At 70.5% G+C, this 26,002-nt stretch carries 22 protein-coding genes and 1 riboswitch; of the genes, 9 read left to right on the top strand and 13 right to left on the bottom strand.

Going from position 1 to position 26,002, the window contains the following annotated elements:
- The first annotated feature begins 144 nt into the window (after positions 1-144).
- A riboswitch (SAM riboswitch) is annotated at positions 145-256 on the top strand.
- 84 nt (positions 257-340) lie between these two features.
- Genes metX through NON22_RS05525 form a run of 3 tightly spaced genes read left to right on the top strand, consistent with a single transcriptional unit; the run spans position 341 to position 3,677 of the window.
- Positions 341-1,390 carry a homoserine O-succinyltransferase MetX gene (metX, locus tag NON22_RS05535; protein ID WP_257385932.1) on the top strand — a complete coding sequence of 350 codons (1,050 nt, stop codon included), beginning with the start codon at positions 341-343 and terminating at the stop codon, positions 1,388-1,390.
- Positions 1,391-1,407: 17 nt separating this feature from the next.
- Complete coding sequence (gene metB / locus NON22_RS05530) at positions 1,408-2,595, top strand: cystathionine gamma-synthase (RefSeq protein WP_257385931.1); 1,188 nt, start codon at positions 1,408-1,410, stop codon at positions 2,593-2,595.
- A complete protein-coding gene (locus NON22_RS05525) occupies positions 2,592-3,677 on the top strand; it encodes a homoserine dehydrogenase family protein (RefSeq protein WP_257385930.1) in 1,086 nt (361 codons plus the stop codon). Before metB ends, NON22_RS05525 begins: the two co-directional genes overlap by 4 nt.
- Before the next feature lie 220 nt (positions 3,678-3,897).
- Here the strand turns inward: NON22_RS05525 and NON22_RS05520 are convergent, their stop codons facing one another.
- From NON22_RS05520 to NON22_RS05510, 3 genes are all read right to left on the bottom strand, one after another.
- Positions 3,898-6,144, bottom strand: coding sequence for a xanthine dehydrogenase family protein molybdopterin-binding subunit (locus NON22_RS05520; protein WP_257385929.1), 2,247 nt, complete (start codon positions 6,142-6,144; stop codon positions 3,898-3,900).
- Positions 6,141-6,731, bottom strand: a complete 591-nt coding sequence (locus NON22_RS05515) for a (2Fe-2S)-binding protein (RefSeq protein WP_257385928.1) — start codon at positions 6,729-6,731, stop codon at positions 6,141-6,143. Before NON22_RS05515 ends, NON22_RS05520 begins: the two co-directional genes overlap by 4 nt.
- A 108-nt stretch (positions 6,732-6,839) precedes the next feature.
- On the bottom strand, positions 6,840-8,153 hold the full coding sequence (locus tag NON22_RS05510; protein ID WP_257385927.1) for an APC family permease: 1,314 nt from the start codon (positions 8,151-8,153) through the stop codon (positions 6,840-6,842).
- A gap of 168 nt (positions 8,154-8,321) precedes the next feature.
- Here NON22_RS05510 and NON22_RS05505 point away from each other — a divergent pair, with 168 nt between their 5' ends.
- Together NON22_RS05505 and NON22_RS05500 are read left to right on the top strand one after the other, a co-directional pair.
- Entirely contained in the window at positions 8,322-9,983 is a 1,662-nt protein-coding gene (locus NON22_RS05505) for an amidohydrolase (protein ID WP_257385925.1), read from the top strand.
- A gap of 253 nt (positions 9,984-10,236) precedes the next feature.
- The gene (locus NON22_RS05500) at positions 10,237-11,379 is read left to right on the top strand and encodes an Ig-like domain-containing protein (RefSeq protein WP_257385924.1); all 1,143 of its coding nucleotides are present in this window, start codon (positions 10,237-10,239) and stop codon (positions 11,377-11,379) included.
- A 108-nt stretch (positions 11,380-11,487) separates the two neighbouring features.
- Here NON22_RS05500 and NON22_RS05495 read toward each other — a convergent pair whose 3' ends face one another.
- Complete coding sequence (locus NON22_RS05495) at positions 11,488-12,699, bottom strand: zinc-dependent metalloprotease (RefSeq protein ID WP_257385923.1); 1,212 nt, start codon at positions 12,697-12,699, stop codon at positions 11,488-11,490.
- A 187-nt stretch (positions 12,700-12,886) separates the two neighbouring features.
- On the opposite strand from NON22_RS05495, the gene NON22_RS05490 reads away from it, so the two are divergent.
- The 4 genes from NON22_RS05490 to murD all read left to right on the top strand — a co-directional run bounded on the left by NON22_RS05490 (position 12,887) and on the right by murD (position 18,828).
- The gene (locus NON22_RS05490) at positions 12,887-15,487 is read left to right on the top strand and encodes a bifunctional aspartate kinase/diaminopimelate decarboxylase (protein WP_257385922.1); all 2,601 of its coding nucleotides are present in this window, start codon (positions 12,887-12,889) and stop codon (positions 15,485-15,487) included.
- Positions 15,487-15,939, top strand: a complete 453-nt coding sequence (locus NON22_RS05485; RefSeq protein WP_257385921.1) for a hypothetical protein — start codon at positions 15,487-15,489, stop codon at positions 15,937-15,939. The genes NON22_RS05490 and NON22_RS05485 overlap by 1 nt, the downstream gene beginning before the upstream one ends.
- Positions 15,940-16,136: 197 nt before the next feature.
- On the top strand, positions 16,137-17,474 hold the full coding sequence (murL, locus tag NON22_RS05480) for a UDP-N-acetyl-alpha-D-muramoyl-L-alanyl-L-glutamate epimerase (RefSeq protein WP_484600501.1): 1,338 nt from the start codon (positions 16,137-16,139) through the stop codon (positions 17,472-17,474).
- A complete protein-coding gene (gene murD, locus NON22_RS05475; protein ID WP_257385920.1) occupies positions 17,461-18,828 on the top strand; it encodes a UDP-N-acetylmuramoyl-L-alanine--D-glutamate ligase in 1,368 nt (455 codons plus the stop codon). Before murL ends, murD begins: the two co-directional genes overlap by 14 nt.
- 350 nt (positions 18,829-19,178) lie before the next feature.
- On the opposite strand, the gene NON22_RS05470 is transcribed toward murD, so the two are convergent.
- The 9 genes from NON22_RS05470 to NON22_RS05430 form a co-directional block, all read right to left on the bottom strand.
- Entirely contained in the window at positions 19,179-19,460 is a 282-nt protein-coding gene (locus NON22_RS05470; protein ID WP_257385919.1) for an FmdB family zinc ribbon protein, read from the bottom strand.
- A gap of 78 nt (positions 19,461-19,538) precedes the next feature.
- A complete protein-coding gene (gene rnt, locus NON22_RS05465; RefSeq protein WP_257385918.1) occupies positions 19,539-20,198 on the bottom strand; it encodes a ribonuclease T in 660 nt (219 codons plus the stop codon).
- Between the two features lie 56 nt (positions 20,199-20,254).
- Positions 20,255-20,920 (bottom strand): HvfX family Cu-binding RiPP maturation protein, encoded by a 666-nt coding sequence (locus tag NON22_RS05460; protein ID WP_257385917.1) that lies wholly within the window; start codon positions 20,918-20,920, stop codon positions 20,255-20,257.
- A gap of 88 nt (positions 20,921-21,008) precedes the next feature.
- Positions 21,009-21,776 carry an HvfC family RiPP maturation protein gene (locus NON22_RS05455; protein ID WP_257385916.1) on the bottom strand — a complete coding sequence of 256 codons (768 nt, stop codon included), beginning with the start codon at positions 21,774-21,776 and terminating at the stop codon, positions 21,009-21,011.
- Positions 21,760-22,632, bottom strand: a complete 873-nt coding sequence (locus NON22_RS05450; protein ID WP_257385915.1) for an HvfB family MNIO-type RiPP peptide maturase — start codon at positions 22,630-22,632, stop codon at positions 21,760-21,762. The genes NON22_RS05455 and NON22_RS05450 overlap by 17 nt, the downstream gene beginning before the upstream one ends.
- Before the next feature lie 11 nt (positions 22,633-22,643).
- The gene (locus NON22_RS05445; RefSeq protein WP_257385913.1) at positions 22,644-23,111 is read right to left on the bottom strand and encodes an HvfA family oxazolone/thioamide-modified RiPP metallophore; all 468 of its coding nucleotides are present in this window, start codon (positions 23,109-23,111) and stop codon (positions 22,644-22,646) included.
- A 748-nt stretch (positions 23,112-23,859) separates the two neighbouring features.
- Positions 23,860-25,029 (bottom strand): OprO/OprP family phosphate-selective porin, encoded by a 1,170-nt coding sequence (locus NON22_RS05440; protein ID WP_257385912.1) that lies wholly within the window; start codon positions 25,027-25,029, stop codon positions 23,860-23,862.
- A 79-nt stretch (positions 25,030-25,108) separates the two neighbouring features.
- Entirely contained in the window at positions 25,109-25,756 is a 648-nt protein-coding gene (nth, locus tag NON22_RS05435) for an endonuclease III (protein WP_257385911.1), read from the bottom strand.
- Between the two features lie 62 nt (positions 25,757-25,818).
- A partial coding sequence (locus NON22_RS05430) for a hypothetical protein (RefSeq protein ID WP_257385910.1) occupies positions 25,819-26,002 on the bottom strand: 184 nt, incomplete at its 5' end.

Genomic DNA, 26,002 nt, shown 5'->3' with positions numbered 1-26,002 from the left:
TGCGCAGCGGCGGCGTCCGCTGGCGCGCCGCCCGCGGCGTCCGCCGTCCGGCGCCGCCGGGTTAGTCCGATTTTGCATATGGACATTTAGACGTCTAAACGTCCATTGACGGACGCGGACGGAGACACTAGAGTGCCGGCCCACGATCCATCGAGACCGGCTGAGGGAAAGGCCCTTGGAAGCCGGGGCAACCGACGGGAAACCGCACGGTGCCAACTCCTACGGAGGCGCGCAGCGCCATGCCGAGAGATGGGTAGCCGCAGACGTCCGCCGCGCGGGCGTCCGTCGCGACCTGTCGCGGTTGCTCCGGGGAACTCGATCACGAGCACCGGAGAATCGCATGAGCCTCAGCAGCGCCAGTTCTCTCGCCGCCGTCGACGCGGCCGCCTACGCCTACGAGCCCGTGCCGGCGTCCGCGCCGATCATCGCTGCGGCGCCGATCGTGACGACCGTGCACGGCGAGGCCGTCGTGCACCTGCAGCCCAAGTACGGCTCGGCGGCCGTCGATGCCGCCGTGCGCTATTTCTGGCACGGCGCGGCCGGCGCGCCGACGGTCATCGTCCAGGGCGGCATCTCGGCGACACGCAAGGTCTGCAGCGTCGGCGACGCCGCCGGCTGGTGGGACGACCTCGTCGGCCGCGGCGCCGCGATCGACCTGGAGCGCTGCCGCGTGCTCAGCATCGACTGGCTCGCGGCGGCCGACCTCGACGGCGTCTGCGCGGTGTCCAGCGAGGACCAGGCCGACGCGCTGGCCGCCCTGCTCGACCTGCTCGGCATCGTCCGCGTGCGGGCCTTCGTCGGTTCTTCCTACGGCGCGATGGTCGGGCTCGCGTTCGCCGCGCGGCATGCGGACCGGCTCGGCCGTCTCGTCGCGATCAGCGGCGCCCACCGCGCGCATCCGCTGGCGACCGCGCTGCGCGCGATCCAGCGCGAGATCGTCCGCGGCGGCATCGAACGCGGCGACGTCGACGGCGCGCTGGCGCTCGCGCGCCAGCTCGCGATGACGACCTACCGCGGCGCCGACGAATTCGCCGAGCGCTTCGACGCGGCGCCCGAATTCCGCGACGGCCGCTTCCATTTTCCGGTCGAGGACTACCTCGGCGCCGCCGGGCGCAAGTTCGTCGCGCGCTTCGATGCGGCGCGCTACCTGAGCCTGTCCGAATCCATCGACCTGCACCGCGTCGACGCGGTGCAGGTCGGCGTGCCCTGCGACCTCGTCGCGGTCAGCAGCGACCGCCTGGTGCCGAGCGCGGACCTGCGCACGCTGGCCGGCGAGCTCGGCGCCGCGGCGCGCTATCACGAGATCGACTCGCGCTACGGCCACGACGCCTTCCTCAAGGAAACCGGCCGCGTCTCCGCGCTGGTTGCCGACGCGCTTTCCCGTTGTTGAACGCAAGGACCAACCTCATGAGCGACCTGACCGCCACGACCCGCGCCGTCCGCGCCGGCATCGAATCCGACACCCAGCATGGAGCCGTGGTGCCGGCGCTGCATCTGTCGACGAACTACACGTTCGCCGGCTTCGGCAAGAAGCGCGCCTACGACTATTCGCGCAGCGGCAATCCCACGCGCGACCTGCTCGGCGACGCGCTGGCCGAGCTCGAGCTCGGCGCCGGCGCTGTGGTCACGGCCAGCGGCATGGCCGCCGTCGCGCTGGTGCTCGAACTGGTTCCGGCCGGCGGCACGGTGATCGCCGCGCACGACTGCTACGGCGGCACCTGGCGCCTGCTCGACGCCTGGCAGAAGAAGGGCCGCTTCCAGGTCCGCTTCGTCAACCTCACCGATCCGCTCGCGCTGGCCGACGCGCTGGCCGGCGCGCCGTCCCTGGTCTGGGTCGAGACGCCGTCGAACCCGCTGCTGCGCATCACCGACGTGCGCCACGTCGCCCAGGCCTCGCATGCGGCCGGCGCGCTCGTCGTCGTCGACAACACCTTCCTGTCCCCGGCGCTGCAACAGCCGATCGCGCTCGGCGCCGACATCGTCGTGCACTCGACGACCAAGTACATCAACGGCCACAGCGACGTGGTCGGCGGCGCCGTGATCGCCAAGGACGCCGCCGTCGCGCAGCAGCTGGCCTGGTGGGCCAACTGCATCGGCCTGACCGGCGCGCCGTTCGACAGCTTCCTGACCTTGCGCGGCCTGCGCACGCTCGGCCCTCGCCTGCGTGCGCACCAGGAGAACGCCGCGGCGCTGGCCGAGCTGCTGGCAGCGCATCCGGCCGTCGCGCGCGTCTACTACCCGGGCCTGGCCGATCATCCGGGCCATGCGCTGGCCGCGCGCCAGCAGAGCGGCTTCGGCGCGATGCTGAGCTTCGAGCTGGCCGCCGCCGAGAACGGCATCGCCGCGTTCCTGGAGGGGCTCCGGTGTTTCTCGCTGGCCGAATCGCTGGGCGGAGTCGAGAGCCTGGTCGCGCATCCGGCGTCGATGACCCATGCCGCGATGGCGCCCGAGGCGCGCCGCGCCGCCGGCATCGCCGACAATCTGCTGCGCCTGTCGGTCGGCATCGAGGACGCGGCCGATCTGCTCGCCGACGTGAGCGCCGGCCTCGCGCGCGCCGAAGCCGCGGCCGCGGCCAAACAGAGGATCCGCGCATGAGCGCAGCGGCCCTGGCGATCGCGCCGGCGCTGCGCAGCGCGGCGGCCGGTACGGCGATCGTCGTGCTCGGCACGGGCCTCGTCGGCGGCGCGCTGCTGCGCCTGCTCGACGAGACGGCGGCGCGCCGACGGCCATTGCGCCTGGTCGGCGTCGCCAACACGCGCCACGGCCTGTTCGATACGGCCGGTATCGCGCCGCCGCTGCTCGAACGGCTCGACGCCGCGCCGCGCGCGGACCTCGATGCGGTCGCCGCAACCTTGTGGGCCACGGACGCGCGCGAACGCATCGTCATCGATGCGACGCCGGCCGCCGTGGTGGCGCAGCGCCATGCGCGCTGGCTCGGCCAGGGCCTGCACGTCGTGACCGCGAACAAGCTGGCCCAGGGCGGACGCCTGCCCGACTGGCACGAGCTGCAGCGCGCGCGCGGCCAGAGCGGTGCGCACTACGGCGACAGCGCGACGGTCGGCGCCGGCTTGCCGGCGCTGGCCAGCCTGCGCCGCCTGCGCCGCAGCGGCGACCGTCTCGTCGCGCTCGACGGCGTGCTGTCGGGATCGCTGTCGTTCCTGTTCAACTGCTACGACGGCACGCAGCCGTTCTCGGCCCTGCTGCAGGAAGCACGCGAGCGCGGCTATACCGAACCGGATCCGCGCGCCGACCTGTCCGGCGCCGACGTCGCGCGCAAGCTGCTGATCCTCGCACGCACCGCCGGCCTGGAGCTCGACGAGTCCGAGGTCGAGGTGGAGGGCCTCGTCGCCGCGCATCTGGCGCAGCTCGACAGCGCCGCGTTCCTCGGCCGGCTCGACGAGCTCGACGACGTCATCGCGCGCCGCCACGACGAGGCCGCCGCGCAGGGCAAGGTGCTGCGCTACCTCGCGTCGCTGGACACCAGCGGTCGCGCCCGCGTCGGTCTGCGCGCGGTCGGCCGCGACCATCCCTGCGCCGCGCTGGCCGGGGCCGACAACCTGTTCGCGTTCACGACCGAACGCTATCGTGAGCGCCCGCTCGTCGTCGTCGGTCCGGGTGCCGGCGCCGACGTCACCGCGCAGGGGCTGCTCGCCGACGCGCTGGAAATTGCCGGCTGAGGCGACCGGCACGAACGCTTCGGAGGTTTTTCTTCGCGACCGAAGGGCCTCGATGATGCGGTTCGCCGCGCTCGCCGCAACTTGTGCGGCCCGCAGATGCCGGTGAATCGAAGGCGAACCGCGACGTCGCGATGCCGTCATTGCGAAGAACCGCCGACACCGCGCTGCCGGGGCCCGCGCGGCGTCGCGGGACCTGGCGATGCGCGACCCGCCCGACGGCTCAGAGCCGCCGATTGAGCTCGGGCAGTATCGGCAGCTTGCGCACGCGCACGGTGGTCGCCGCGTAGATCGCGTTGGCCAGCGCGGGCGCGACGCTCGGGATGCCCATTTCGCCGGCGCCCGAGGGCTCGCGTTCGCTCGGCAGCACGATGACTTCGACCTCGTTCGGCATCTGCGCCATGCGGCCCACGGGATAGTCGCCGAAGCTCGACTGCTGCACCTGGCCGTCCTTCAGCGTGATCGCGAGATTCAGCGCCGTGGAGATGCCGTCGATGGTGCCGCCGACCATCATCGCGTCGACGCCGAGCGGATTGACGACGCGGCCGACGTCGACGACGCAGATCGCGCGATGGATGCGCAGATCCCGTCCTTCGACCGAGACCTCGAACGCATGCGCCGCGTAGCCGCCGAACGTGAAATGGCAGGCGATGCCGACGCCGCGGCCGTCGGTGCGCTTGCGCTTCCACTCGATCGCCTCGGCGCAGCGCGTCAGCACCGCGGCCAGGCGGCCGGTGTCGAACTTCGGCCCGCCGTGGCCGGCGTAGTCGAGCTCGCGCGCTTCGCCGAGCAGCTTCAGTCGCAGCTCGACGGCGTCCTGCTTGGTCTCGATCGCGAGCTCGTCGATGAAGCTCTGCACGGAGAACGCATGGAACGTGTGCAGCGGCGCGCGCCACGGGCCGCGCGGCAGGCCGGATTCCAGCGAGAAGAAGCGCTTGTCGAGATTCGGCACGAGGCCGGCAGGAAAGTCGTCGGCTTCGAGGCAGCCGGCGCCGGGCGGGCGATCCTTCTTGCGCGCGATGCGGTAGTTCAGCGAGGTCGCGGCGCAAAGATGCGCGAAGCCGGTGATCTGGTTCCTGCGGTCCACGGTCGCGCTGAGCTGGTGCAGGCCGTAGGGGCGGTAGAAGTCGTGGGCGAGGTCGTCGTCGCGGGTCCAGAACAGCTTGATCGGCTTGCCGGCCTTCTTCGCGATCATGACGGCTTCGGCGACGTAGTCGTTCTCGAGCCGGCGGCCGAATCCGCCGCCGGCGCGGGTCATGCGGATCTCGATCTTCTCGCGCGGCAGTCCGGTCAGGTCGGCGATGACGCGGGAAGCGCCGTCGGGATTCTGCAGCGCGCCGATGAACAGCGCGCGGTCGGGTTCGAGCTTGATCAGCGCATGCGGCGGTTCCATGGTCGCGTGCGCGAGGAACGGCACCTGGTAGCGCGCTTCGAGCGTGCGCTTGGCGGTCTTGCGCGCGGCAGCCATGTCGCCGTCGCTGCGCACGACCACGCCGTCGCCCTTGAGCGCCTCGGCGGCCTGGGCTTCGAGCCGGGCGCTGGATTCCTCGGCCCAGGGACCGGGTTTCCAGCTGACCTTCAGCGCGTTGCGTCCCTTCAGCGCGGCCCAGGTGTTGTCGGCGACGACGGCGACGCCGGCGGCGAGGTTCGTGTCGAACGAGGAACCCGGCACCGGTCCGTCGATGACGAACACCTCGCGCACGCCCTGGACCTTGCGCGTATCGGCGTCGTCGACGGATTCGACGCTGCCGTCCAGGTGCGGACAGCGCATCATCACGGCGACCAGCGCGCCGCCGAGGTAGCTGTCGATGCCGAACGTCGCGCGGCCCGTGACGATCGCGCGCGCGTCGACGGTGCGCGCCGGCTTGCCGATCACGCGGAACTGGTCGGGCTTCTTCAGCGGCACCGGTTCGGCCGGCGGCAGGATGCCGGCCGCGCGCTCGACGAGCTCCGCGTACGGCAGGCGCGTGCCGTCGGGATGGACGACGTGCCCGGCCTCGGTGTCGAGGCGTTCGTGCGGCAGCTGCCAGTGCTGCGCGGCCGCTTCGACGAGCAGCCAGCGCGCGACCGCGCCGGCCTGGCGCAGGTCCTTCCAGCCGTCGGTGATGCTGGTACTGCCGCCGGCGCCCTGAGGGCCGTAGCGGTTGGTCGGGCCGTCGGGGCCGAGCTCGTAGCCGTACGGCAGCTGCTCGACGCGCACGCGGCTCCAGTCGGCGTCGAGTTCCTCGGCGATCAGCATCGGCAGCGACGTCATGACGCCCTGGCCGATCTCGCAACCGCGCGCGCCGATTACGACGCGGTTGTTGCGCTCGATGCGCACGAACGCGCCGAGCGACGTCAGCGGTTCGCCGAGCAGGTCCATCGGCACGTTGGGCAGCGCGGCGGCTTCGGCATGGCGCAGGCCGACGACGAGCGCGCCGCTCGCGCTGAGCATGACGCTGATGAACCGGCGACGGGTCAGGCCGCTCATGACGTGGCCTCGCTGGACTTGCCGTCGTTCGCGCGGGCCTTCGGATCGGCGGCCTTGGCTTCGGCGGCCTTGGCCTCGGCCAGGAGCTGCGCCGCGCGCTTGACCGCCTTGCGGATGCGCGGATACGTGCCGCAGCGGCAGAGGTTGGTCAGCTGACCGATGTCGGCGTCGCTCGGCTGCGCCTTGCGCTTGAGCAGGTCGACGGTCGCCATGATCTGGCCGGCCTGGCAGTAGCCGCACTGCGGCACGTCTTCCTCGATCCAGGCCTGCTGCACCGCATGCAGGTCGTCGCCGCTGGCCAGGCCTTCGATCGTCGTGACCGCCTGTCCCGACAGCGCGCTCATCGGCAGCAGGCAGGAGCGCTGCGCCTTGCCGCCGACGTGCACGGTGCAGGCGCCGCATTGGCCGACGCCACAGCCGAACTTGCTGCCGGTCAGGCGCAGCACGTCGCGCAGGTACCACAGCAGCGGCATGTCGGGCGCGCCGGTGTGGCGGAAGGTCTCGCCGTTGATGGTCAGCTCGATCGGTGCCGGCGCCGCCGCCGGAACGGCGGCTTCCTTGTCGACCTTGGCATTGGCTTGAGGCATGTAGATCTCCGCAGTGCAGGGCAGGATTGTCGCAGCAGCGGACAGGAGCGAACAGGGGCGGGGCCCGGCGGGCGCGCCGACGGCCGGGCGCAACGCGGTGGAACGCTTTCAGCGCGGCGCGTAGGCGCGGCGCCAGAGGTAATAGGCCGGCACGCCGCTCGCGATGATGGCCAGGCCGATCAGGGTCTGCCGGGGCTGGGCCAGTGCGCTGGAGATCACGACGAACGCGACCGCGGCGATGAAGCCGAGCGGCAGCAGCGGATGCAGCGGCGCGCGGAACACGTCCTGCGCGTTCTCGCGGCGGCGGTAGTGGAACAGGGTCGCCGCGACCATCGCGCTGCCGATCCAGTCGCCGATCGTCGAATAGTCGAGCAGCTGGCCGTAGTTGCCGCTGAGCACGAGCAGCGCCGACCACAGCGCGAGCGCGGCCAGCGCGATGTCGGGCGAGCGGTAGGTCGGATGCAGATGCGCGGCGGCGCGGAAGAACACGCCGTCGGCGCCCATGACCTGGAACATGCGCGAGCCGCCGAGGATCGCGATGTTGCAGAAGCCGAACGTGGAGATCGCGATGCCGGCGGCGATCAGCACCGCGCCGGTGCTGCCGAACGCGCGCTGCATGAGTTCGGCGGCCGGCGCCGTGCTCGCGGCCAGGCCGGCCTGGCCGAGCACGTGCAGGTAGGCGTAGTTCGCGAGCAGATAGCACGCCGTGCAGGTCAGCATGCCGAGCACCAGCGCGCGCGGGATGCTGCGCTGCGGATCTCGGATCTCGCCGGCGATGTTGTTGACGTAGAACCAGCCGCTGTAGGCGAACAGCACGGGCAGCAGCGCGCTGCCGAAGCTGCCGGCGCCGGTCGCGGCCACCGCCGGCGGCGGCTCGGCGGCGACGCCGCTGAACACCAGTCCGGCCACGACCACGGCGACGACCGCGAGCAGCTTCAGAGCGGTGGCGAGGTTCTGCACGAGCGCGCCGGCGCGTATGCCGAAAAAGTTGATGCCGGCCAGCAGCAGGATCGCGCCGATGGCGACCGGCTTGATCGCGGCCGGGTTCAGGCCGGCGACCTGGCAGAAGTAGGTCGCGAACGTCATCGACACGGCCGCGATCGAGCCCGAATAGTTCACGAGCAGCATGATCCAGCCGAACAGGAACGCGATCAGCGGCCCGTAGGACTCGCGCAGGTAGACGTAGCCGCCGCCGGCCTGCGGGCGGCGCGCGCCGAGTTCGGCGTAGATGAAGGCGCCGGCCAGCGCGAATACGCCGCCGACGCTCCAGGCCAGCATGACCATGCCCGGCGACTCGCTGCGCTGCGCGACGACGGCCGGATTCAGGAAAATGCCCGAACCGATGATGCCGCCGACGACGACCATGGTCGCGTCGAGAACGCCGAGGCGGCGGGCGTAGCCGGGGTTGCCGGAGTCGGACATGGTTGTCCCCTGGGAAGGTGGCGCAGCATGGGCGAGCCGCTGCGGCTTGGCAATCCGCGCGCCGCGGACGTCTGGCCATTTGCATATGCCGCGATGCTGCGCAGCGGCTTGCGCGTCATCGGGCTCCTCGCCAGAGTGCGGCAGATTTTTCCCGACGAGGACACGACGATGCGGACGATCCTGGCGGTGCTGCTGCTGGCGCTGGGCGGCATGCAACCCGCGGCGGCGCAGAAGACGACGCTGCTGACCCATGCCCGCGTGCATGCGCAGGGCGGAATGGCCGAAGCCGTGGCCTGGGACACATCCGGCCGCATCGTCGGCGTCGGCACGGATGCGGCGCTGGGCGCGCAGTTCGCCGACGCGCAGCGCATCGACGCCGGCGGCAGGACCGTGCTGCCGGGACTCATCGACGCCCACGGGCACGTGCTCGGCCTGGGCCTGTCGCTGCTGAACGCCGATCTGCGCGGCACGCGCTCCAAGGCCGAGATCATCGGGCGCCTGCGCAAGCAGGCGACCGTCATGCCGGCCGACGCCTGGCTGGTCGGCCGCGGCTGGGACCAGAACGACTGGCCGGAAAAGGCCTTCCCGACGGCGGCCGATCTCGACGCGGCGTTTCCGCAGCAGCCGGTCTATCTGAGCCGCGTCGACGGCCATGCGGCCTGGGTCAACTCGGCAGCGCTGCGCCGCATCGCGCGCGATCTCGACGGCGACTGGCAGCCCGACGGCGGCCGCATCGAGCGCCGCGACGGCAAGCCCACCGGCGTGTTCGTCGACGGCGCGATGGATCTGCCCGAGGCGGTCATGCCCAAACCCGATGCGGCGCTGAAGCGCAAGGCCTACGAACTGGCGTTCGCGGTCCTCGTCGCCAACGGCCTGACCGGCGTGCACGATGCCGGCGTCAGCCGCGACGACCTGCTGGTGCTGCGCGGGCTCGCCGACACCGGCCGGCTGCCGCTGCGCATCTATGCCATGGCCGACGCCGACGGCGCCGCGCTCGACGCGCTGTGCCGCGACGGCCTCTACGCCCATGCGGGCGGCCGCCTGCAGATGCGCGCGGTCAAGCTCTACGTCGACGGCGCGCTCGGCAGCCGCGGCGCCGCGCTGAACGCCGACTACAGCGACGATCCCGGCAACCGCGGCCTGTTCGTGACCGCACCGGAGGAGTTCCGCCGCATCGCCGCGAAGGCCAAGGGCTGCGGCGTGCAGGTCGCCACGCATGCGATCGGCGACCGCGGCAACCGCCTCGTGCTGGACACCTACGCCCAGGTGCTCGGCGACGCCGCGTCGGGCGATCACCGCTGGCGTGTCGAGCACGCGCAGATCGTCGATCCCGCCGACATCGCCCGCTTCGCGCAACTGCGCGTGATCGCGTCGATGCAGCCGACGCACGCGACCAGCGACATGCCCTGGGCGCAGGCGCGTCTGGGCCGCGAACGCCTGGCCGGCGCCTATGCCTGGCGGCGCTTCGTCGACGCCGGTGTGCCGCTCGCGCTGGGTTCGGATTTTCCGGTCGAGCAGGTCAGTCCGCTGCTCGGCCTGTATGCCGCCGTCACGCGCCAGGACCTGGCCGGCAAGCCGCGTCAGGGATGGCTGCCGGCGCAGCGGCTGTCGCTGGCCGAGGCCGTGCGCGGCTTCTCCGCCGGCGCCGCGTTTGCGGAATTTGCTGAATCGCAGCTCGGCGCGATCGCCGTCGGCCGCCGAGCCGACTTCACCGTATTGAAGGACGATCCGTTTGCGATTCCTGCGAGAGGGATTCCCCTGGACCGGGTTGAGGTAACCGTCGTCGACGGTACGGTGGTTTTTGGAGGATTCGGCCGGAAGGGTAGGTAGAAACCCGTATTTTCTCGGCAGGTTGGCACTCACCTCATAAGTGAGGTTTATGAAACACGAGGTGATCTTCGGGAGAGGTTATAGATTGTAGATTTTTCAAATGAGCAATAGTGTCCACAGTGCGTCATTTGTCGACCGTACGACGAATGCCGCCCGGGCCAGCCTTCACGACCGTGGAGCTCGCGGCTGCCGCCCGGCGGAGTTCCAGAGTCGGCGAGCCACACCCGTGTGCTCGCCTTAGCCGGAGGACACTATGAACACCTTGATTCAGTCTGTATCCCGTCGGAGTTCCGTTGCGGCCGCCCGTCGTGGCGGCGTACTCCGTTCCCTCTGCGTTTCCCTCGTCGCCGGACTCGGTTTCGCCGGCATCGCCAATGCCGGTTTCCTGACGGTACCGAATGGAGACTTTTCCGCGCTGGGCAACGCCGGCAGCGTCGGCGGCGGCGTGATCGGCGCCTCGGGCACGAACGTGCTGATCGGCAGCGGTCCCTGGACCGGGACCTACAACGGCGTGCTCACCCTGCTCGTGCCGCCGACTCTCGCGATCAGCCCGTCGCTGCAGACCGCGACGATCTCGGGACTGCTCGGCATCAACGCGGTCGGCATCGTCAACAACGGCGGGCATTTCGGCCAGACCCTGAGCAACAACGTCCAGTCGAACAAGCGCTACACGACGATCGTGGACATGGACGCCAGCGGCCTGCTCGACATCGGCCTGATCTCGGCGGCCGGCGTCGGCGTCTCGCTGCATGCGGGCGCGTCGACCCTGATCTCCAGCGACACGGCGGCGGCCGGTCCGCTGCGTGCCGACCTGCTCGGCGCGAGCACGGTCCGCGTGCAGATGTACCACGACACGGCCACGGTCGCGGCCGCCCCGCTGGGCCTGCAGCTGTTCGACCGGCCGCAGGGCCTGCTGACCGCGTCGCTGGTCGACAGCGTGAGCTTCAGCAACGTGCGCCTGGCCGAAACCACGATCCCGTCGGGCAATTCCACGCTGACCGTGTCCGGCGGCGGCTCGCAGTCGGCGCCGGTGGGCCAGCCGTTCCCGCAGTCGCTGACCGCGATCGTGCGCGACCAGAACGGCGACCCGGTGCCCGACACGCTCGTGACCCTGACCGCGCCGGCCGAAGGCGCCAGCGCGACCCTGCATGCGGGCACGGAGAGCGGCCGCGTCATCGTCGCCGTGACCGACGCCAGCGGCCAGATCACGTTCAGCGCCGACGCCAACGAGATCTCCGGCTGCTACATCGTGACCGGCGAGGTTCCGGGCATCGACAGCCTGGCCATCTTCCACATGCGCAACTACTCGCAGGCGCAGATCGCGGCCTACATGGCGGCGCATCCGGGGGTCAAGGGCATGCCGCAGGATTCCATCTTCTGCAACGGCTTCGAATGAGTACGGCGTACGCCGTCACCCCGCGGCGGCGTGCGGCGGCGATGTACGGCGAACTTCGGCAGCCGTACATCGCCGCGTTTTGACCGGTCTGCTCCGCCGGCGCCGCCCTCAGGGCGCGGGCTGGAAGCCGTCGAGGAACAGGATGTCGCTGGCGCGGAAGTTCGCCACGATGTCGGCGGTCTGGTTGCCGGTGCGGTGGTTGTCGCGCTGGTCGACGATGCCGGTCGGCGCGCCGGCGTAGCTGACCGCCGGGTTGGAGAAATGCGGGCGCCGCGTGCAGCCGGCCGGGCAGTTCGTCGCGTAGGCCATGACCGTGCGGAAGGAGCCGTCGACGATGTGGCCGAACGACCAGGCGTACGCGCCGTTGCCGTTGCCCGGGTCGTGGCCCATGCCCATGTTGTGGCCCATGCCCATGTTGTGGCCGTGCTCGTGCGCCCAGCTCAGGTTGCCGACCGCGCAGCCGCGTGCGGTGACCTGCACCGCGAACGGCGCGAAGCCCGCGCCCGGCGAGGACTGCACGTAGCCGCGGCCGCAGGCGTCGGGCATGCTCTCGATGATCAGCGACACGAGATCGGCGCCGACCTGGTCGCGCCAGCCGGCGACTTCCGCGTCGGCCTGCAGCCAGCTCAGGTCGGTGCCGCTGTCGCCGGCCTCGTTGCGCGTGGTCACGCGGAAGCCCGCGAGACGGAAGCGCGTGGTCATGTCGCTGTTGCGGAACGCCAGGTTCGCGCTGTCGACGGCCGACTGGGCGAACGCGCGCACCGGATCGATGCCGCCGAGCGCGGTCTGCGCCTGCGGCGAGAACACGATCAGCACGTCGGTCTTGTCCGGCGGGGCGACGGCCGGCGCCGCGACGCCGGCGGTGGCCGGCGGGGTCACGCGTTCGGCCACGCCGGTCGCGCACTCGGGAAACGCGTCCTGGTTCAGGGCCACGACGACCTGGCTGCCGTCGGCCAGGGTCGTGATTTCGTAGTTGCCCCCGGGGGCGCTGATCAGACCGCCGAGATAGCCGCCGGTCAGGCTCAGGCTGACCTGGGCCGTGGCCTCGCCGGCCAGGCTGCCGAGCAGCCAGAGATCGCCGCCGGCGCGCCGTTCCCGCGCGAGCACGTTCATGCGCGCCGTGCCGCCGCCCGGCAGCGGCAGATCCAGCGCGTCGGCCTCGTGCAATGCCGCCGCGTCGACGCGGATGCGCTGCATCGCGACGGCGGCGCGGTGATTGAGCACCGTCGCGAGATCCGGCGCGTCCAGCCGCTGCCAGGCCGTTGCCGCGGCGGCGTTGCCGGTCAGCAGCGCGAGCGAAGTCAGCAGTATCGATTGCATGGCGGTTCGTTCCCCGGAAGGTCGCGCCATCCTAGCCGCGCCGGCCGGACGACCGCCTGGGGCCGGCCGCCCGCGCGGCGCCCTTATTCCGCCTCGCCATGGCCGTTTCGTTGCGTTCTGCTGCGGCCGCGGAAAGAATCTGGCGCGCTGCGGTTCCGCGGCGCTCCCCCGAATTCAAAGGAACGGTGTGAATTCCCTCGCTACTGCGCCTGGCGCGCATGCCGGCTGGGTCGTCGTCAAGTTCGGCGGCACCAGCGTCTCCACGCGTCCCCGTTGGGACACCATCCGCCGCATCGCCAACGACTGGCATGCGCGCGGAAAACGCGTGCTGATCGTCGTGTCGGCGCTGTCGGGAATCACGGACAAACTCAAAGCGATCGCCGAGGCCGGCGGCGACCGGTCCCGGCGCGAGGCGCTGCGCGCCGAGATCGTCGCGCGCCACGAGGCCATGTTCGCCGAGCTCGGCCTGACCGAGCGCGCGCCGCTGCAGTACTGGCTGGACCGGCTGACCGCGCTGGCCGTCGACGCGCGCGCCGAGACCGGCGATCTGCCCTGGCAGGCCGAGGTGCTCGCGCTCGGCGAGCAGCTGTCCTCGACCCTGGGCCAGGCTTACCTGACCGCGCAGGGACTCGCGACGCGCTGGCTCGACGCGCGCGAACACCTGCTGGCACAGGCCATGCCGAACCAGACCGCCTGGGGCTGCTACCTGTCGGCCTCGGTGCCGACCGCGCCCGACCCGGCACTGGCCGCCGCGCTGGCCGCCCACGCCGACGTCTTCATCAGCCAGGGCTTCATGGCGCGCAACGCCGACGGCGAGACGGTGATCCTCGGCCGCGGCGGCTCGGACACCTCGGCGGCGTATTTCGGCGCGCTGCTCAAGGCCGAAAAGGTCGAAATCTGGACCGACGTCGCCGGCATGTTCTCGGCCAATCCGCGCATCGTGCCGGCCGCGCGGCTGCTGTCGCGGCTGGATTACGAGGAAGCGCAGGAAATTGCCACTACGGGCGCCAAGGTATTACACCCACGCTGCCTCAACCCCGTGCGGGAGGCGCAGGTGCCGCTGGCCGTACGCGACACCAACCGGCCCGAGCTGGCCGGCACCGAGATCGGCGCGACCGTCGCCGCGGCCGCGCCGAGCGTCAAGGCGGTCAGCGAACGCCGCGGCATCACCCTGATCTCGATGGAGTCGATCGGCATGTGGCAGCAGGTCGGCTTCCTCGCCGACGTGTTCGAGCGCTTCAAGCGCCACGGCCTGTCGATCGACCTGATCGGCTCGGCCGAGACCAACGTGACCGTGTCGCTGGACCCGTCCGAGAATCTCGTCAATTCCGACGTGCTGTCGGCGCTCGCGGCGGATCTCGCGGAGGTCTGCCGGGTCAAGGTCATCGCGCCGTGCGCGGCCATCACGCTCGTCGGCCGCGGCATGCGCTCGCTGCTGCCGCGGCTGGCCGGCGTGCTGGCCGAGTTCGACCTGCTGCGCGTGCATCTGGTGTCGCAGTCGTCGAACAACCTGAACCTGACCATCGTCGTCGACGAGGCCGCCGCCGACGGCCTCGTGCCGACCCTGCATGCGGCCCTGGTCAAGAGCGAGGCGCTGCGCGCGGAGGATCCGGCCGTGTTCGGCCCGGCCTGGAGCGAGCTCTATGCGAGCGCCGCGCCCGGCCATGAAACGCCGTGGTGGCAGCAGCGCCGCGACGACCTGCTGGCGCTCGCGGCCCAGTCCACGCCGCGCTACGTCTACGACCTGGCCACCGTGCGCGAACGCGCGCGCCGGCTGCGCGCGCTGGCCGCGCCGGACCGCTGGTTCTATGCGCTGAAGGCCAACAGCCGGCCCGAGCTGCTGCAGGTCATCGCCGAAGCCGGCCTCGGTCTCGAATGCGTGTCGCCGGCCGAGCTCGAACTCGCCGCGACCCTCGTGCCGTCCGAACGCCTGCTGTTCACGCCGAACTTCGCTCCCCGGGCCGAATACGCCGCGGCCTTCGCGCGCGGCGCGCGCGTGACCCTGGACAACCTGCATCCGCTGCAGCACTGGGGCGAGACCTTCCGCGGCCGCGAGATCCTGCTGCGCGTCGACCTCGGCGCCGGCCGCGGCCATCACGACAAGGTCCGCACCGGCGGCGCCGGTTCCAAGTTCGGCCTCAGCCTCGACCAGATCGAGGAGTTCCGCCAGCTCGCGCGGCGCCACGACGTCGCCGTCGTCGGCCTGCATGCGCACCTGGGCTCGGGCATCCTCGACGCGCAGCACTGGCGCGAGGTCTACGCCCAGCTCGCCGCGCTCGCGCAGCGCTTCACGCGGATCGAGGCGATCAACATCGGCGGCGGCCTCGGCGTGCCGGCGCGCGCCGACGAGGCCGTGCTGGACCTGGCCGCGCTCGACGCCTGCCTGACCGAGATCAAGCAGGCCTATCCGCAGTTCGAACTCTGGATGGAACCCGGCCGCTATCTCGTCGCCGAGGCCGGCGTGCTGCTCGCGCGCGTGACCCAGACCAAGCGCAAGGGCGACTACTGCTACGTCGGCGTCGACACCGGCATGAACTCGCTGATCCGCCCGGCGCTGTACGAGGCCTGGCACGAAATCGTCAACCTGACGCGGCTGGACGAGCCCGCCGACACGCTGTACCAGGTCGTCGGCCCGATCTGCGAATCCGGCGACGTGCTCGGCTCGAACCGGCGACTGCCTGGATGTCGCGAAGGCGACGTGATCCTGATCGCCCAGGCCGGCGCCTACGGCGCGACGATGGCGTCGCGCTACAACCTGCGCGAACCGGCCGCGGAGTCGGTGATCTGATGCGCCCGCGGCTCGTACTGCATCTGGCGGCGCTGGTGTTGCCGCTCGCGGCGGTCGCCGGCTCGCTGCTCGTGCTCGAAGGCGGCAGATTCCTCGCGACGGCCGATGACGTGCGCAGCTTCGCCTTCTTCACCTCGGCGGCCGTGCTGGCTGCGCAGATCGCCGCCGCGCTCGGCGCGCCGCTGCTGCTGCGCACGGATTCGCGCTGGCTGGTGCCGCTGGCCACGGGCTTCGGCATGGCCGCGCTGACTCACGTGCTGTTCGCGCCGGCGTGCCTGCTGATCATCGGGCTGATGGGCACGGGCATCACTACGGCCGGCGTCTTTCAGGGGGCACCGTTCATCGTGCTGATCTCCGTGATATTCGTCGGCTGGATCAGCGCGCCGCTGACGATGGCGGTCGGCGTGCTCGTCAACCGTCTGCAGGGCCGGGAGCTGGCGCGTGCAGGCTGATCCGGGCCGGAAACCGCAGCGCGGCGCGGGACCGGGATGCACCGCGGCGGAGTCGCGTCCGCCGCACGTACAATGCGCGGCCGCGATCGGACCGGCCGTCCGGTGCGGCGGTGATTTTTCCGATACGTCGACCGCGCCGCACCGCGCCGTCGCCGTCGGCCGCCACGGTCCGTTTTCGTTTTGCCAGGAGCTTCGTCGTGTCTCTGCCTGATCCGCGTCAAGCCGCGACTTTCCGCTTCGTCCGCGCCGACTACGCCGACGGCGAGGCGCGGCTGGTCTACGCCTTCGACGACGGTCCGGAACTGGTGGAGCGCATCGGCTTTCCCGATGCGCCGGAACTGCCGGCCGGGCGCGAGGCCGCGTTCGCAGCGGCGCTGCGGCTGCTGCATTTCGTCGCCGGCATCAGCTACTACAAGGCCGGCGTGCCGCGCCGCATCGCCGTCGACGGGGTCGCTCCCGACGCGGAAACCGCGCAGCTGCTCGACACGCTGTATCTGCACGGCCTCGGCGAATTCGCCTACCAGAACGGCCTGGACCTGCGCGAACACATCCGTTTTCCGCGCGCCGGCACGCACACGCCGGCCGCGGCGCTGGACCTGCCGGCGCGCAGCCTGCTGCCGATCGGCGGCGGCAAGGACTCGCTGGTCTCGGTCGAGCTGCTCAAGCGGCACGGCGAGAGCGCGACGGCGGTCTGGGTCGGCAACTCGCCGCTGATCGCCGCCTGCGTCGTCACGACCGGATTGCCGGGCCTGAACCTGCGCCGCCAGCTCGCGCCGGAACTGTTCGAGTACAACAAGGCCGGCGCCTGGAACGGGCACATTCCGGTCACGGCGATCAACTCGGCCATCCTCGTCGTCGCGGCGCTGCTCTACGGCTACGACACGATCGCGTTCTCCAACGAGCGCTCGGCCTCGAGCGCGACGCTCGAATACGCCGGCCAGGCGGTGAACCACCAGTGGAGCAAGGGCTGGGAATTCGAGCGCACGCTCGCCGCCTGGCTGCGCAGCCACGTCGCCGCCGACCTGAACTACTGCTCGCTGCTGCGGCCGCTGTCGGAGCTCGCCGTCACGCGCCTGTTCGCGCGCGAGTCGCGCTACGACGCGGTGTTCTCGAGCTGCAACCGAAACTTCCGTATCCTCGGGCCGCGTCCGGCCGACCGCTGGTGCGGGCAATGTCCCAAATGCCACTTCGTGTTCCTCGCGCTCGCGCCGTTCGTGCCGAAGCCGCGCCTGCTCGCGATCTTCGGCCGCAACCTGCTCGACGACGAGAGCCAGCAGCAGGGCTTCGACGCGCTGCTCGAGTTCCGCGAACACAAGCCGTTCGAATGCGTCGGCGAGGGACGCGAGTCGCGCGCGGCGCTGTACGCGCTGAGCCAGCGGCCCGAATGGCGCGAGGACGCGCTCGTGGCGCGCTTCCGCGACGTCGTGCTGCCGCAGCTCGACGCGGCCGGGCTCGCGCTCGAGCCGCTGCTGCGTCCCGAAGGCCCGCACGGCCTGCCGCCGCGGCTGGCCGGAGTGCTCGATGCGTTTCGCTGATCTCGACGGCAAGCGCGTCGCGGTCTGGGGCTACGGTCGCGAAGGCCGCGCAACGTTGGCCGCGCTGCGCCGGCGCCTGCCGGGCCAGCGCGTCAGCCTGATCTGCAGCGAAGCCGAAGCGGAACAGGCGCGCCCGTTCCACGCGGACACCCTGGATTACGTCACGACCGAGCCGTACGCGGGCCTGCTCTGGGGTTTCGACGTCGTGGTCAAGTCGCCCGGCATCAGCGCGTATCTGCCGGCCATCGTCGAGGCGCGGGCGGCCGGCGTGCGGTTCACCTCGGCCACTGCGCTGTGGTTCGGCGAAAACCCGCTCGCGCGCGTCGTCGGCGTGACCGGCACCAAGGGCAAGAGCACGAGCAGCGCGCTGATCGCGCACCTGCTGCGCGGGCTCGGCCAGCGCGTCGCGCTGGCCGGCAACATCGGCCTGCCGTTGCTGGAGCTGCTCGATGCGCCCGACACCGTGGACTGCTGGGTCGTGGAGCTGTCGAGTTTCCAGACCGGCGAGGTCGGCCGCGTCGACATCGGCCTGATCAACAACCTCTACGAGGAACATCTGGACTGGCACGGCTCGCGCGAGCGCTACGTCGCCGACAAGCTCCGGCTGGCCGACCGCGCGGCTATTCTCGTCGTCAACGGCCAGCAGCAGGCGCTGCTCGCGGCGACCGCCGCGCACGCGCAGCGCCGCGTGTTCGGCACGACCGCCGGCTGGCATCTGGCCGAAGGCCACGTCTGGCGCGGCGGCGAATGCCTGTTCGCGCTGCGCGAACTGCCGCTGGCCGGCGAACATAACGGCCTGAATCTCTGCGCCGCGCTCAGCGTGATCGAGGCTCTGGGTCTCGACGCGCGCGCCGCGCTGCCGGCCGCGCGCGATTTCCGGCCGCTGCCGCATCGTCTGCAGACGCTCGGCACGCAGGCCGGAGTGAGCTGGATCAACGACAGCATCTCGACCACGCCGCAGGCGACGATAGAAGCGCTGCGCAGTCTCGACGGCCGCGCCGTCAGCGTACTCGTCGGCGGCTTCGACCGCGGCCTGGACTGGAGCGATTTCGTGCGCCACGTACAGCACCGGCCGCCGCACGCGGTGATCTGCCTCGGCAACAGCGGCACGCGCATCGCGCGCCAGCTCGAGGCGGCAGGCCCGGCTTACCGCCTCGGCCGCTGCATTGCACTCGCCGAAGCCGTCGCGCTCGCGCGCGAATGGACTCCGCCCGGCGGCGTCGTGTTGCTGTCGCCCGGCGCGCCGAGCTTCGACCAGTTCCGCGACTACGCCGACCGCGGCCGCGCGTTCACCCAGCTCGCCGGTTTCGATCCGCAGTCGATCGCCGCGATGGAAGGGCTCGGCATCGCCTGATGCCGCGGCGCTGCGCGAGCAGCTTCGCCGCTGCGTGACGTCGGCTCGTCGCCGGGTGGCTGCCGTCTCGCGATCCGCGGTCGTCGCGTCATCGCTGTCCGCGGCGGGGCGACAGGTGCCATGCGCGGCTTTCGGCGGCCGGCCGCGAAGCCGCGAACGTTCCCTGCTCGCGGAAGACAGGGCGCGGGATTTGTTGACATTTCACTTCTTGTGAAACGTCAAAAGAAGCTCCGTAGCAGGGAGTCTGCGCGCCTGTCCGATCGGACAGGCATGCTTTCCGTCATCCCCGCAAGAGCAGCGATGACGACGGCGCCGGGGAAGCCGCCCCGCGAACGGCGCGCTTCCGGAACTCAATCCCCGCTGATGAAATCCGGACCCTGGCCGGCGGTCTTCTCATAGACACCGCCGCCGGCGCGGCGGTACTGGGTGAAGCCGTGCTTGGCCGCATGGCCTTCGCTGGTCAGGTGGCTGTTGCCGATGATCGTGTTCGGCGCGGAGATCTTGCGCCGCACCGGCGCGCCGCAGTCGGGACAGGCCTGCAGCTCGGCGTCGTCGAGCTTCTGCAGCAGGTCGAAACCGGTCGCGCAGCGGGCGCAGCCGTTTTGCTGGGCGATGTATTCGTAGATCGGCATGTGAGGGCGTGCGGACGTCGAACCGGCAGGATGAGGGCGCGGCGCGCGGCGTTCAAGCCGGGGCGGCCGCGGCGCCGCTCATGCGGCGACACCGGCGTTCGCCCCGGTCTCGCGGCGGTACAGGTCGTCCATGGCCTTCCAGCGGTTGACGATGCTGCAGAACAGCCGCGCGGTCTGCTCGGTGTCGTAGACGGCCGAGTGCGCCTCGTTGCTGTTCCATTCGAAGCCGGCCGCGGTGACGGCCTTGGACAGCACGGTCTGGCCGTAGGCGAGGCCGGCCAGGGTGGCGGTGTCGAAGCAGCTGAACAGGTGGAACGGGCTGCGCTTGTGTCCGGTACGCCGGATCGCGGCGTTGAGGAAGCTCAGGTCGAACGAGGCGTTGTGGCCGACGAGGATCGCGCGCTGGCAGTCGGCTTCGCGCATCGCCTTGCGCACGGGCCGGAAGATGTGGTCCAGCGCCTCCTTCTCGTCGAGCGCGGCGCGGAACGGATGCGTCGGGTCGATGCCGGTGATTTCGAGCGCGCGCGGGTCGATGTTCGCTCCCGGAAACGGCACGACGTGAGTCGATACGGCCGGTTCCGGATGCAGCCAGCCTTCGGCGTCCATGCGGATCACCACGGCGGCGATTTCGAGCAATGCGTCACGCTCGGAATCGAAGCCGCCGGTTTCCACGTCGACGACGACCGGCAGGAAGCCGCGGAAACGCTGGGCGTAATTGACGGGGGCGGATTCGGACATGGCGGCAGGATACCGGATGCGGTCGGCGCCGCCCATGGCCGGAGCTGACCGGACGTTCAGCCGCGGCGCCGGCGCACGACGGCGATCGCGGCGAGCACCACGGCCAGCGCGAGCAGGACCAGGCCGAAGACCGGTATCAGCATCAGGAAGGGCAGGCCGAGCACGGCGGCGGCGAGCGCCGCGGCGAACAGGTCGGCCTGGGGCTGCAGCGCCGGTGCGCCGGACGCGCGCGCGAGCAGGTGATCGAGACTGAGCTTGCCGGCGCCGCCGAAGATCAGCGGCAGCAGCATGACGACGAACAGCAGCGGCAGCTTGAAGTTGCCGTGGCCGCCGTCGCTGATCGCATAGCCGGCGAGCAGGTCGCTCCACATGCTCCACATGTCGGGCCAATGCACCGCGGCCGTCGCGACGAAGGTCAGGAACATCAGCGAGAACGCGAAGAAGCGCGTGCCGAGGCCGAGCCAGAGCATCACCGCGCCGGCGAGCTCGAAGCCGGTCGCGACGGTCCACGACAGATCCACGGGCAGCACGTCGAACGGCCACGGAAACTTCTGCCGGATGTCGGCGAACCAGTTGTCGCCGTGCAGTTTTTCGAGGCCGGATTCCCAGAACTCCCAGCCCATGACCAGGCGCAGCACGGCCGGCGGAACGACTTCGGCGGCGGCCTGCAGGCGGGAGGTCAGCGCATTCCGTACGTTGATCAGGTGTGCAATAGTGGACATTTCGGCAGCCGCTGGGGTGATGGCCAGGAGACCGGCCGTCGCGGCATTCGCTTTCGTCGCGCACGGTCGCCGGTGCGCGTTTTTTCTTTCAGGTCGGCTGCGTGCCGAGCAAGGCGTCGCGGGCCTGCAGGTCGCGCAGGATCGCTTCACCGGCGGACTGCAGCGCCGCGGCGTTGGCCGGTGCGACCTCGGCCAGCAGCGCGGCGACGACGTCGGCGCCGCTCGCCTGCGTATTCGCCTGCAGGCGTTCGATCAGCGCGGCCGTCAGCGCATTGATCTCGAGGAAGCTGACCTCGTCGCGGCGGTCGCGGATCAGCAGCAGCAGGGTCGGCTCGGCCGGCGCCTCGGCCGGACGGAAATCGGCGCCGATGCGCTGCACCGGAAACCGGTAGCCGAGCACCCAGGCCAGCGGCGAGAGTACCGGCACATGGCTGACGACGTCGCCGTCCACGTCGTGCGCGATCGCGGCGATCTCGTGCTCGTCGAGCGCGAGCGCGAGTTCGGCCCATTCGTAGTGCGCGAGTTCGAGCAGGAACGGCGCGTCGTCGCGGCCGTCCTCGCGGCGCTGTTCGAGCCAGCGCAGGAACTCGCGGCCGATCTCGGGAAACAGCGGCGTCTGCGCGCGATGGTCGTGCAGGAACGCGGCGACCAGCGCGTTCCAGTCGGCCTCCGCGTACAGCGTGCGGATGACCGGGAAGTTGCTCGACAGCAGGCCTTCGACGTTGTTGAAGAACAGTTCGCGGTAGACCTGCATGCGCCGCGACGCGACGCCGGGCGGCAGTTCGTCGCGCGCCGGATCGCGGATGCACGCGGCGAAGTCGCGCTGCAGCGCGTGCAGCTCAGCCGTGCGCGGCATGGCGTCCGGCCGGCGCGTGGCGCCGCTGCAGCGCGCGGATCTGGTCGAGTTCCGCGACGAGTTCGCCCAGCGGCGGAAAATTGAAATCGCGTTCGAGCAGGGTCGGCCGCGTGCCGAAGCGCGCATAGGCGCGCTCGAGCAGGGCCCAGACCGGATCGATCACGGCCGCGCCGTGGGTGTCGACCTTGAGGCCGGGCTCTTCGTCGTAGTGGCCGGCGATGTGGTAATAGGCGATGCGCTCGCCCGGCATCGAATCCAGAAAGGCCTCGGCGTCGTAGCCGTGGTTCACGCTGTTGACGTGGATGTTGTTGACGTCGAGCAGCAGCTCGCAGTCGGCCGCGAGCAGCACTTCGCGCACGAAGTCCGCCTCGTCCATCTCGCGTCCGGGCGCGGCGTAGTAGGAGACGTTCTCGATCGCGATGCGCCGTCCGAGCAGATCCTGCGTGCGCCGTATGCGCGCGGCCACCCAGTCGACCGCTGCGCGCGTGAACGGAATCGGCATCAGGTCGTAGAGATGACCGTCGTCGGAGCAGTAGGACAGGTGCTCGCTATACAGCGCGATGCCGTGCGCGTCGAGCAGGCGGCGGATCTTCACGACCAAGGTTTCGTCCAGCGGAGCGGGGCCGCCGAGACTCAGGCTCAGGCCATGGCAGACGAACGGATGGCGTTCGGTGTAGCTGCGCAGCTGGCGGCCCAGCGAGCCGCCGACGTTGATCCAGTTTTCCGGCGCGATCTCGAAGAAATCGATGGCCGCCGGCGTGGCGCCGGCGGCCGGAAAACCGTGTTCGGCGAGCGGGCCCAGCAGGGCCCGCCGCAGGCCGAGACCCGCACCGCAGGGAAGTTGGCGCGGACTCATGCCGGTTCCGCTCAGGCCTGGCCGCCGCAGGAACCTTCCTTGCCCTTCTTCTCGCCGCCGCAAGAGCCTTCCTTGCCCTTCTTGTCGCCGCCGCAGGAGCCTTCCTTCGCCTTGGCCTTGGCCTTGTCGCCGCCGCACTTGCCTTCGCCGCACTTGCCTTCCTTGCCCTTGTGCGCGGCGTCCATTTCGGCCTTGCTGATCGAACCGTTCTTGTCGGTGTCGAGCTTGTCGAAATGTTCGCCCTTGGCGGCGTCGAACTCGGCCTTGGACACTTGGCCGTCCTTGTTCGTGTCCATCTTGTCCATGCCGCACTTGCCTTCGCCGCACTTGCCTTCGCCGAAGCCGGTGGTCATGTAGCCGCTGGCGAGCTGGTTGAGCTGGAACGCCGTGTCGGCGCTGGCCATCTGCGCGAGCGACATCGTGCCGATGAAAGCGGTGCCGAGAGCGAGCGTCAGCGGTTTCGCGATCTTGGTGGACATTGCAAGTTCTCCGTGGATTGACGGGCCTGGGCCCGCAGGGGTAACTGCTGCGTGAGCAGCGGTGACGCGCCCCGCGGCGGAGAACCTGCGATTGCAAGGTTCTGCCCTCCGTACGCGATGGCGCGTTGACTACGCGCTGAGCGCCGCACGGCTGCAATTGCTGCAGTGCAACGCTTCAGTTCGGACTACCAGACCGGATGCAACGGCGAATTCTTTCATACCGACATGGCAGTTAAGAACATGCGACGCCGGCCATGGTGGAACGGCGGCGGCGCCGCCGGAAGGCGACTCTACTTCGTTCCGGCGCGAGCCGGATTCGGCCGGGCGCAAGCCGGTCAGTACCGAGCGGATTCGCAACATCGGCCCGGGAGGGCCGGCCTCGGTCTGTCGGGTGTCGTCTCGCGACGGACGGGCGTGGTCGCTGCGCTGCGCGGGATCGTCGTCGCTGCCGAGGCTCCGTCGATCAGGGCGGTCGTTCGATGCCCCTGCGGCGGACACTGGGGCGGCGGCAATATGAGATGAGCGGACGAATCAGAGCCGGCGGAACGACTTGCGTCGGGTCCGGGGTCATCATCGACGCGGCATGTCGAGGACCGGCTTCGTGCTGTCGGAGCGCCCGGCGTCGAGAGGGTGAAGCGCTATAGCCGGAACTGCAGGCTCCGATCGTTCCGGACGCCCGCGCAGCGAGCGTTCGGCGCGGATTGCGAAAACCAGCAGAGGGGCGCCGAAGCGATACGGCGGACGTTGCTCAGAAGGATACTTGTGCGCGCAGCTCGGTGACTTTCGGGTCCAGCGCGAGCGTGCCCTTGTCGCTGAACGCGCGGATGTAGTTGGCCTGCAGTTTGAAGTGCTGGCCGAGGTACCAGTTCAGGCCCAGCGTCCAGTCGTGCTGCTTGCCGCCGGCGACGAGGCCGTCGTTCAAATCCAGCGTGGAGTAGCGCAGGCCGACTTCGACCGCGCCGTAGTCGTTCTTCGGCTTGACGTTGCCGAATGCGCCGCTCTTGTACGGCCGCGATTCGCCGGTCAGCACCCAGCTGCCGTAGAGATAGGCGCCGTCGCCGCTGAAGTCGCGCGCCGTATGCCGCGCCGCGGCTATGGTCAGGTATTCGCCCTGCAGCGAGAACGGTCCCTGCGCCCAGGCGCCTTCGAGGCCGGTGCGGCGGATGCGCTCGGTGCCGGCGAGATTGCCCGTGTCGATCAGGCGGATCGCGCTCAGGTTCGCCTCGGGGCGCGCGCGGATGCGCGCGATTTCGTCGTCGCGGTCCTCGACCGAGGCGGCCACGCCCAGATGCACGACGGTCGTCTCGTTCCTGACCGGATTGAACACCACGCGCGCGGCCCAGGTCGTGCCGTCGTTGTCGCCGTTCAGATCGCCGCCGTTGAACACGGCCGCGTTGAGCAGCCAGCCCGGCAGGCGCTCGTAGGTCCAGTCCAGGCCGACGCGGCGGCCCTGGTTCACGGCCTGCACCGGCAGCGCCCGTTCGAGGAAGGTCGTCGAACCCGAGCCTGTCGCGCCTTCCTCGAAGCCGACCGGCGTCTTGAACTGGCCGAGGCGGAAATCGCCGGCTTTCTTGTTGAACAGGCGGAAGTACGCGTCGACCCAGAGATGCGACTGGAAGTCGTAGCCGGCCGCCAGCTCCCAGACGCCGTTCTTGCGCGCATAGAGGTAGGTTTCCTTGCGCCGCCAGGTCTGCAGATCGTCGAAGCGTTCCTGGCCGTTCGGCAGGGTGTCGTCGGAGAACCGGTTGGTGTCGTACTGGATGGTGCCGCGCACGCCGTACTCGATGCCGGAAGCGGTCTTGAACCGGGTCGGCCAGTCGTTGAGCAGGTCGTAGGCCTGCGCCGGCGCGGCGAACAGCGCGGCGACGGCGGCGGCGAGCACGGGCAGGGGGCGGGCGGCGGAAACGCGCGATGTCATCGGTGGTCCTGTAGGGCGAAAAGACGACCCGATTGCAGCATCCGCGCGGCGACGGTCGAAGTTAGCAGAGGTAGTGTGCTTATGCCGTTTCCGTTTCGGGCGTCTTGTCCGGGTACTCGCAGAGATCGCGTATCACGCAGACCGGGCAGGCCGGCTTGCGCGCCTTGCAGACATAGCGGCCGTGCAGGATCAGCCAGTGATGGGCGTCCTGCTTGAACTCGGCGGGCACAGTCTTTTCGAGCTTGTCCTCGACCGCGCGCACGGTCTTGCCCTTGGCCAGGCCGGTGCGGTTCGCGACACGGAAGATGTGCGTGTCGACGGCGATCGTCGGCTGACCGAACGCGGTATTCAGCACGACGTTGGCCGTCTTGCGGCCGACCCCGGGCAGCGCTTCGAGCGCCTCGCGCGTGCGCGGCACCACGCCGCCGTACTGCTCGACGAGGATGCGGCAGGTCGCGATGACGTTCCTGGCCTTGGCGTTGTAGAGGCCGATCGTGGAAATGTACTTTTTGAGACCTTCCTCGCCGAGCGCGAGGATGGCCTGCGGCGTGTTGGCGACCGGAAACAGCTTGCGCGTGGCCTTGTTCACGCCGACGTCGGTGGCCTGCGCCGACAAGGTCACCGCGACCAGCAGCTCGAACGGCGTCGTGTAGTCGAGCTCGGTCGTCGGTTTCGGATCGAGCTCGCGCAGACGGCGGAAAATTTCGTGGCGCTTGGCGTTGTTCATGGACGGGCCGGGGAAACAGGGAAGATTGCGGCGGGAGAGGTGCGGCGCATGCGCGGCGATCGTCAGCTCGGCGCCGCATCGCCGGCGCGCGTCGCCGCGGCGGCGCCGCGCAATTGCCGGTACAGCGTGAGCGCGAGCGCGGCCACGATCGGCAGGCCGGCCGGCGACAGCAGCCAGGCGCTCGCGCCGGTCAGGAAACCGCCGTCGTCGATGGCGGCCAGCCAGGCCGAAGCGCTGCGCAGGGCG

Origin of the sequence: Tahibacter caeni, from assembly GCF_024609805.1 — a bacterium.
In the GTDB taxonomy this organism is placed as follows: Bacteria; Pseudomonadota; Gammaproteobacteria; order Xanthomonadales; family Rhodanobacteraceae; genus Tahibacter; species Tahibacter caeni.
This window is presented reverse-complemented; position numbering and strand designations above follow the sequence as displayed.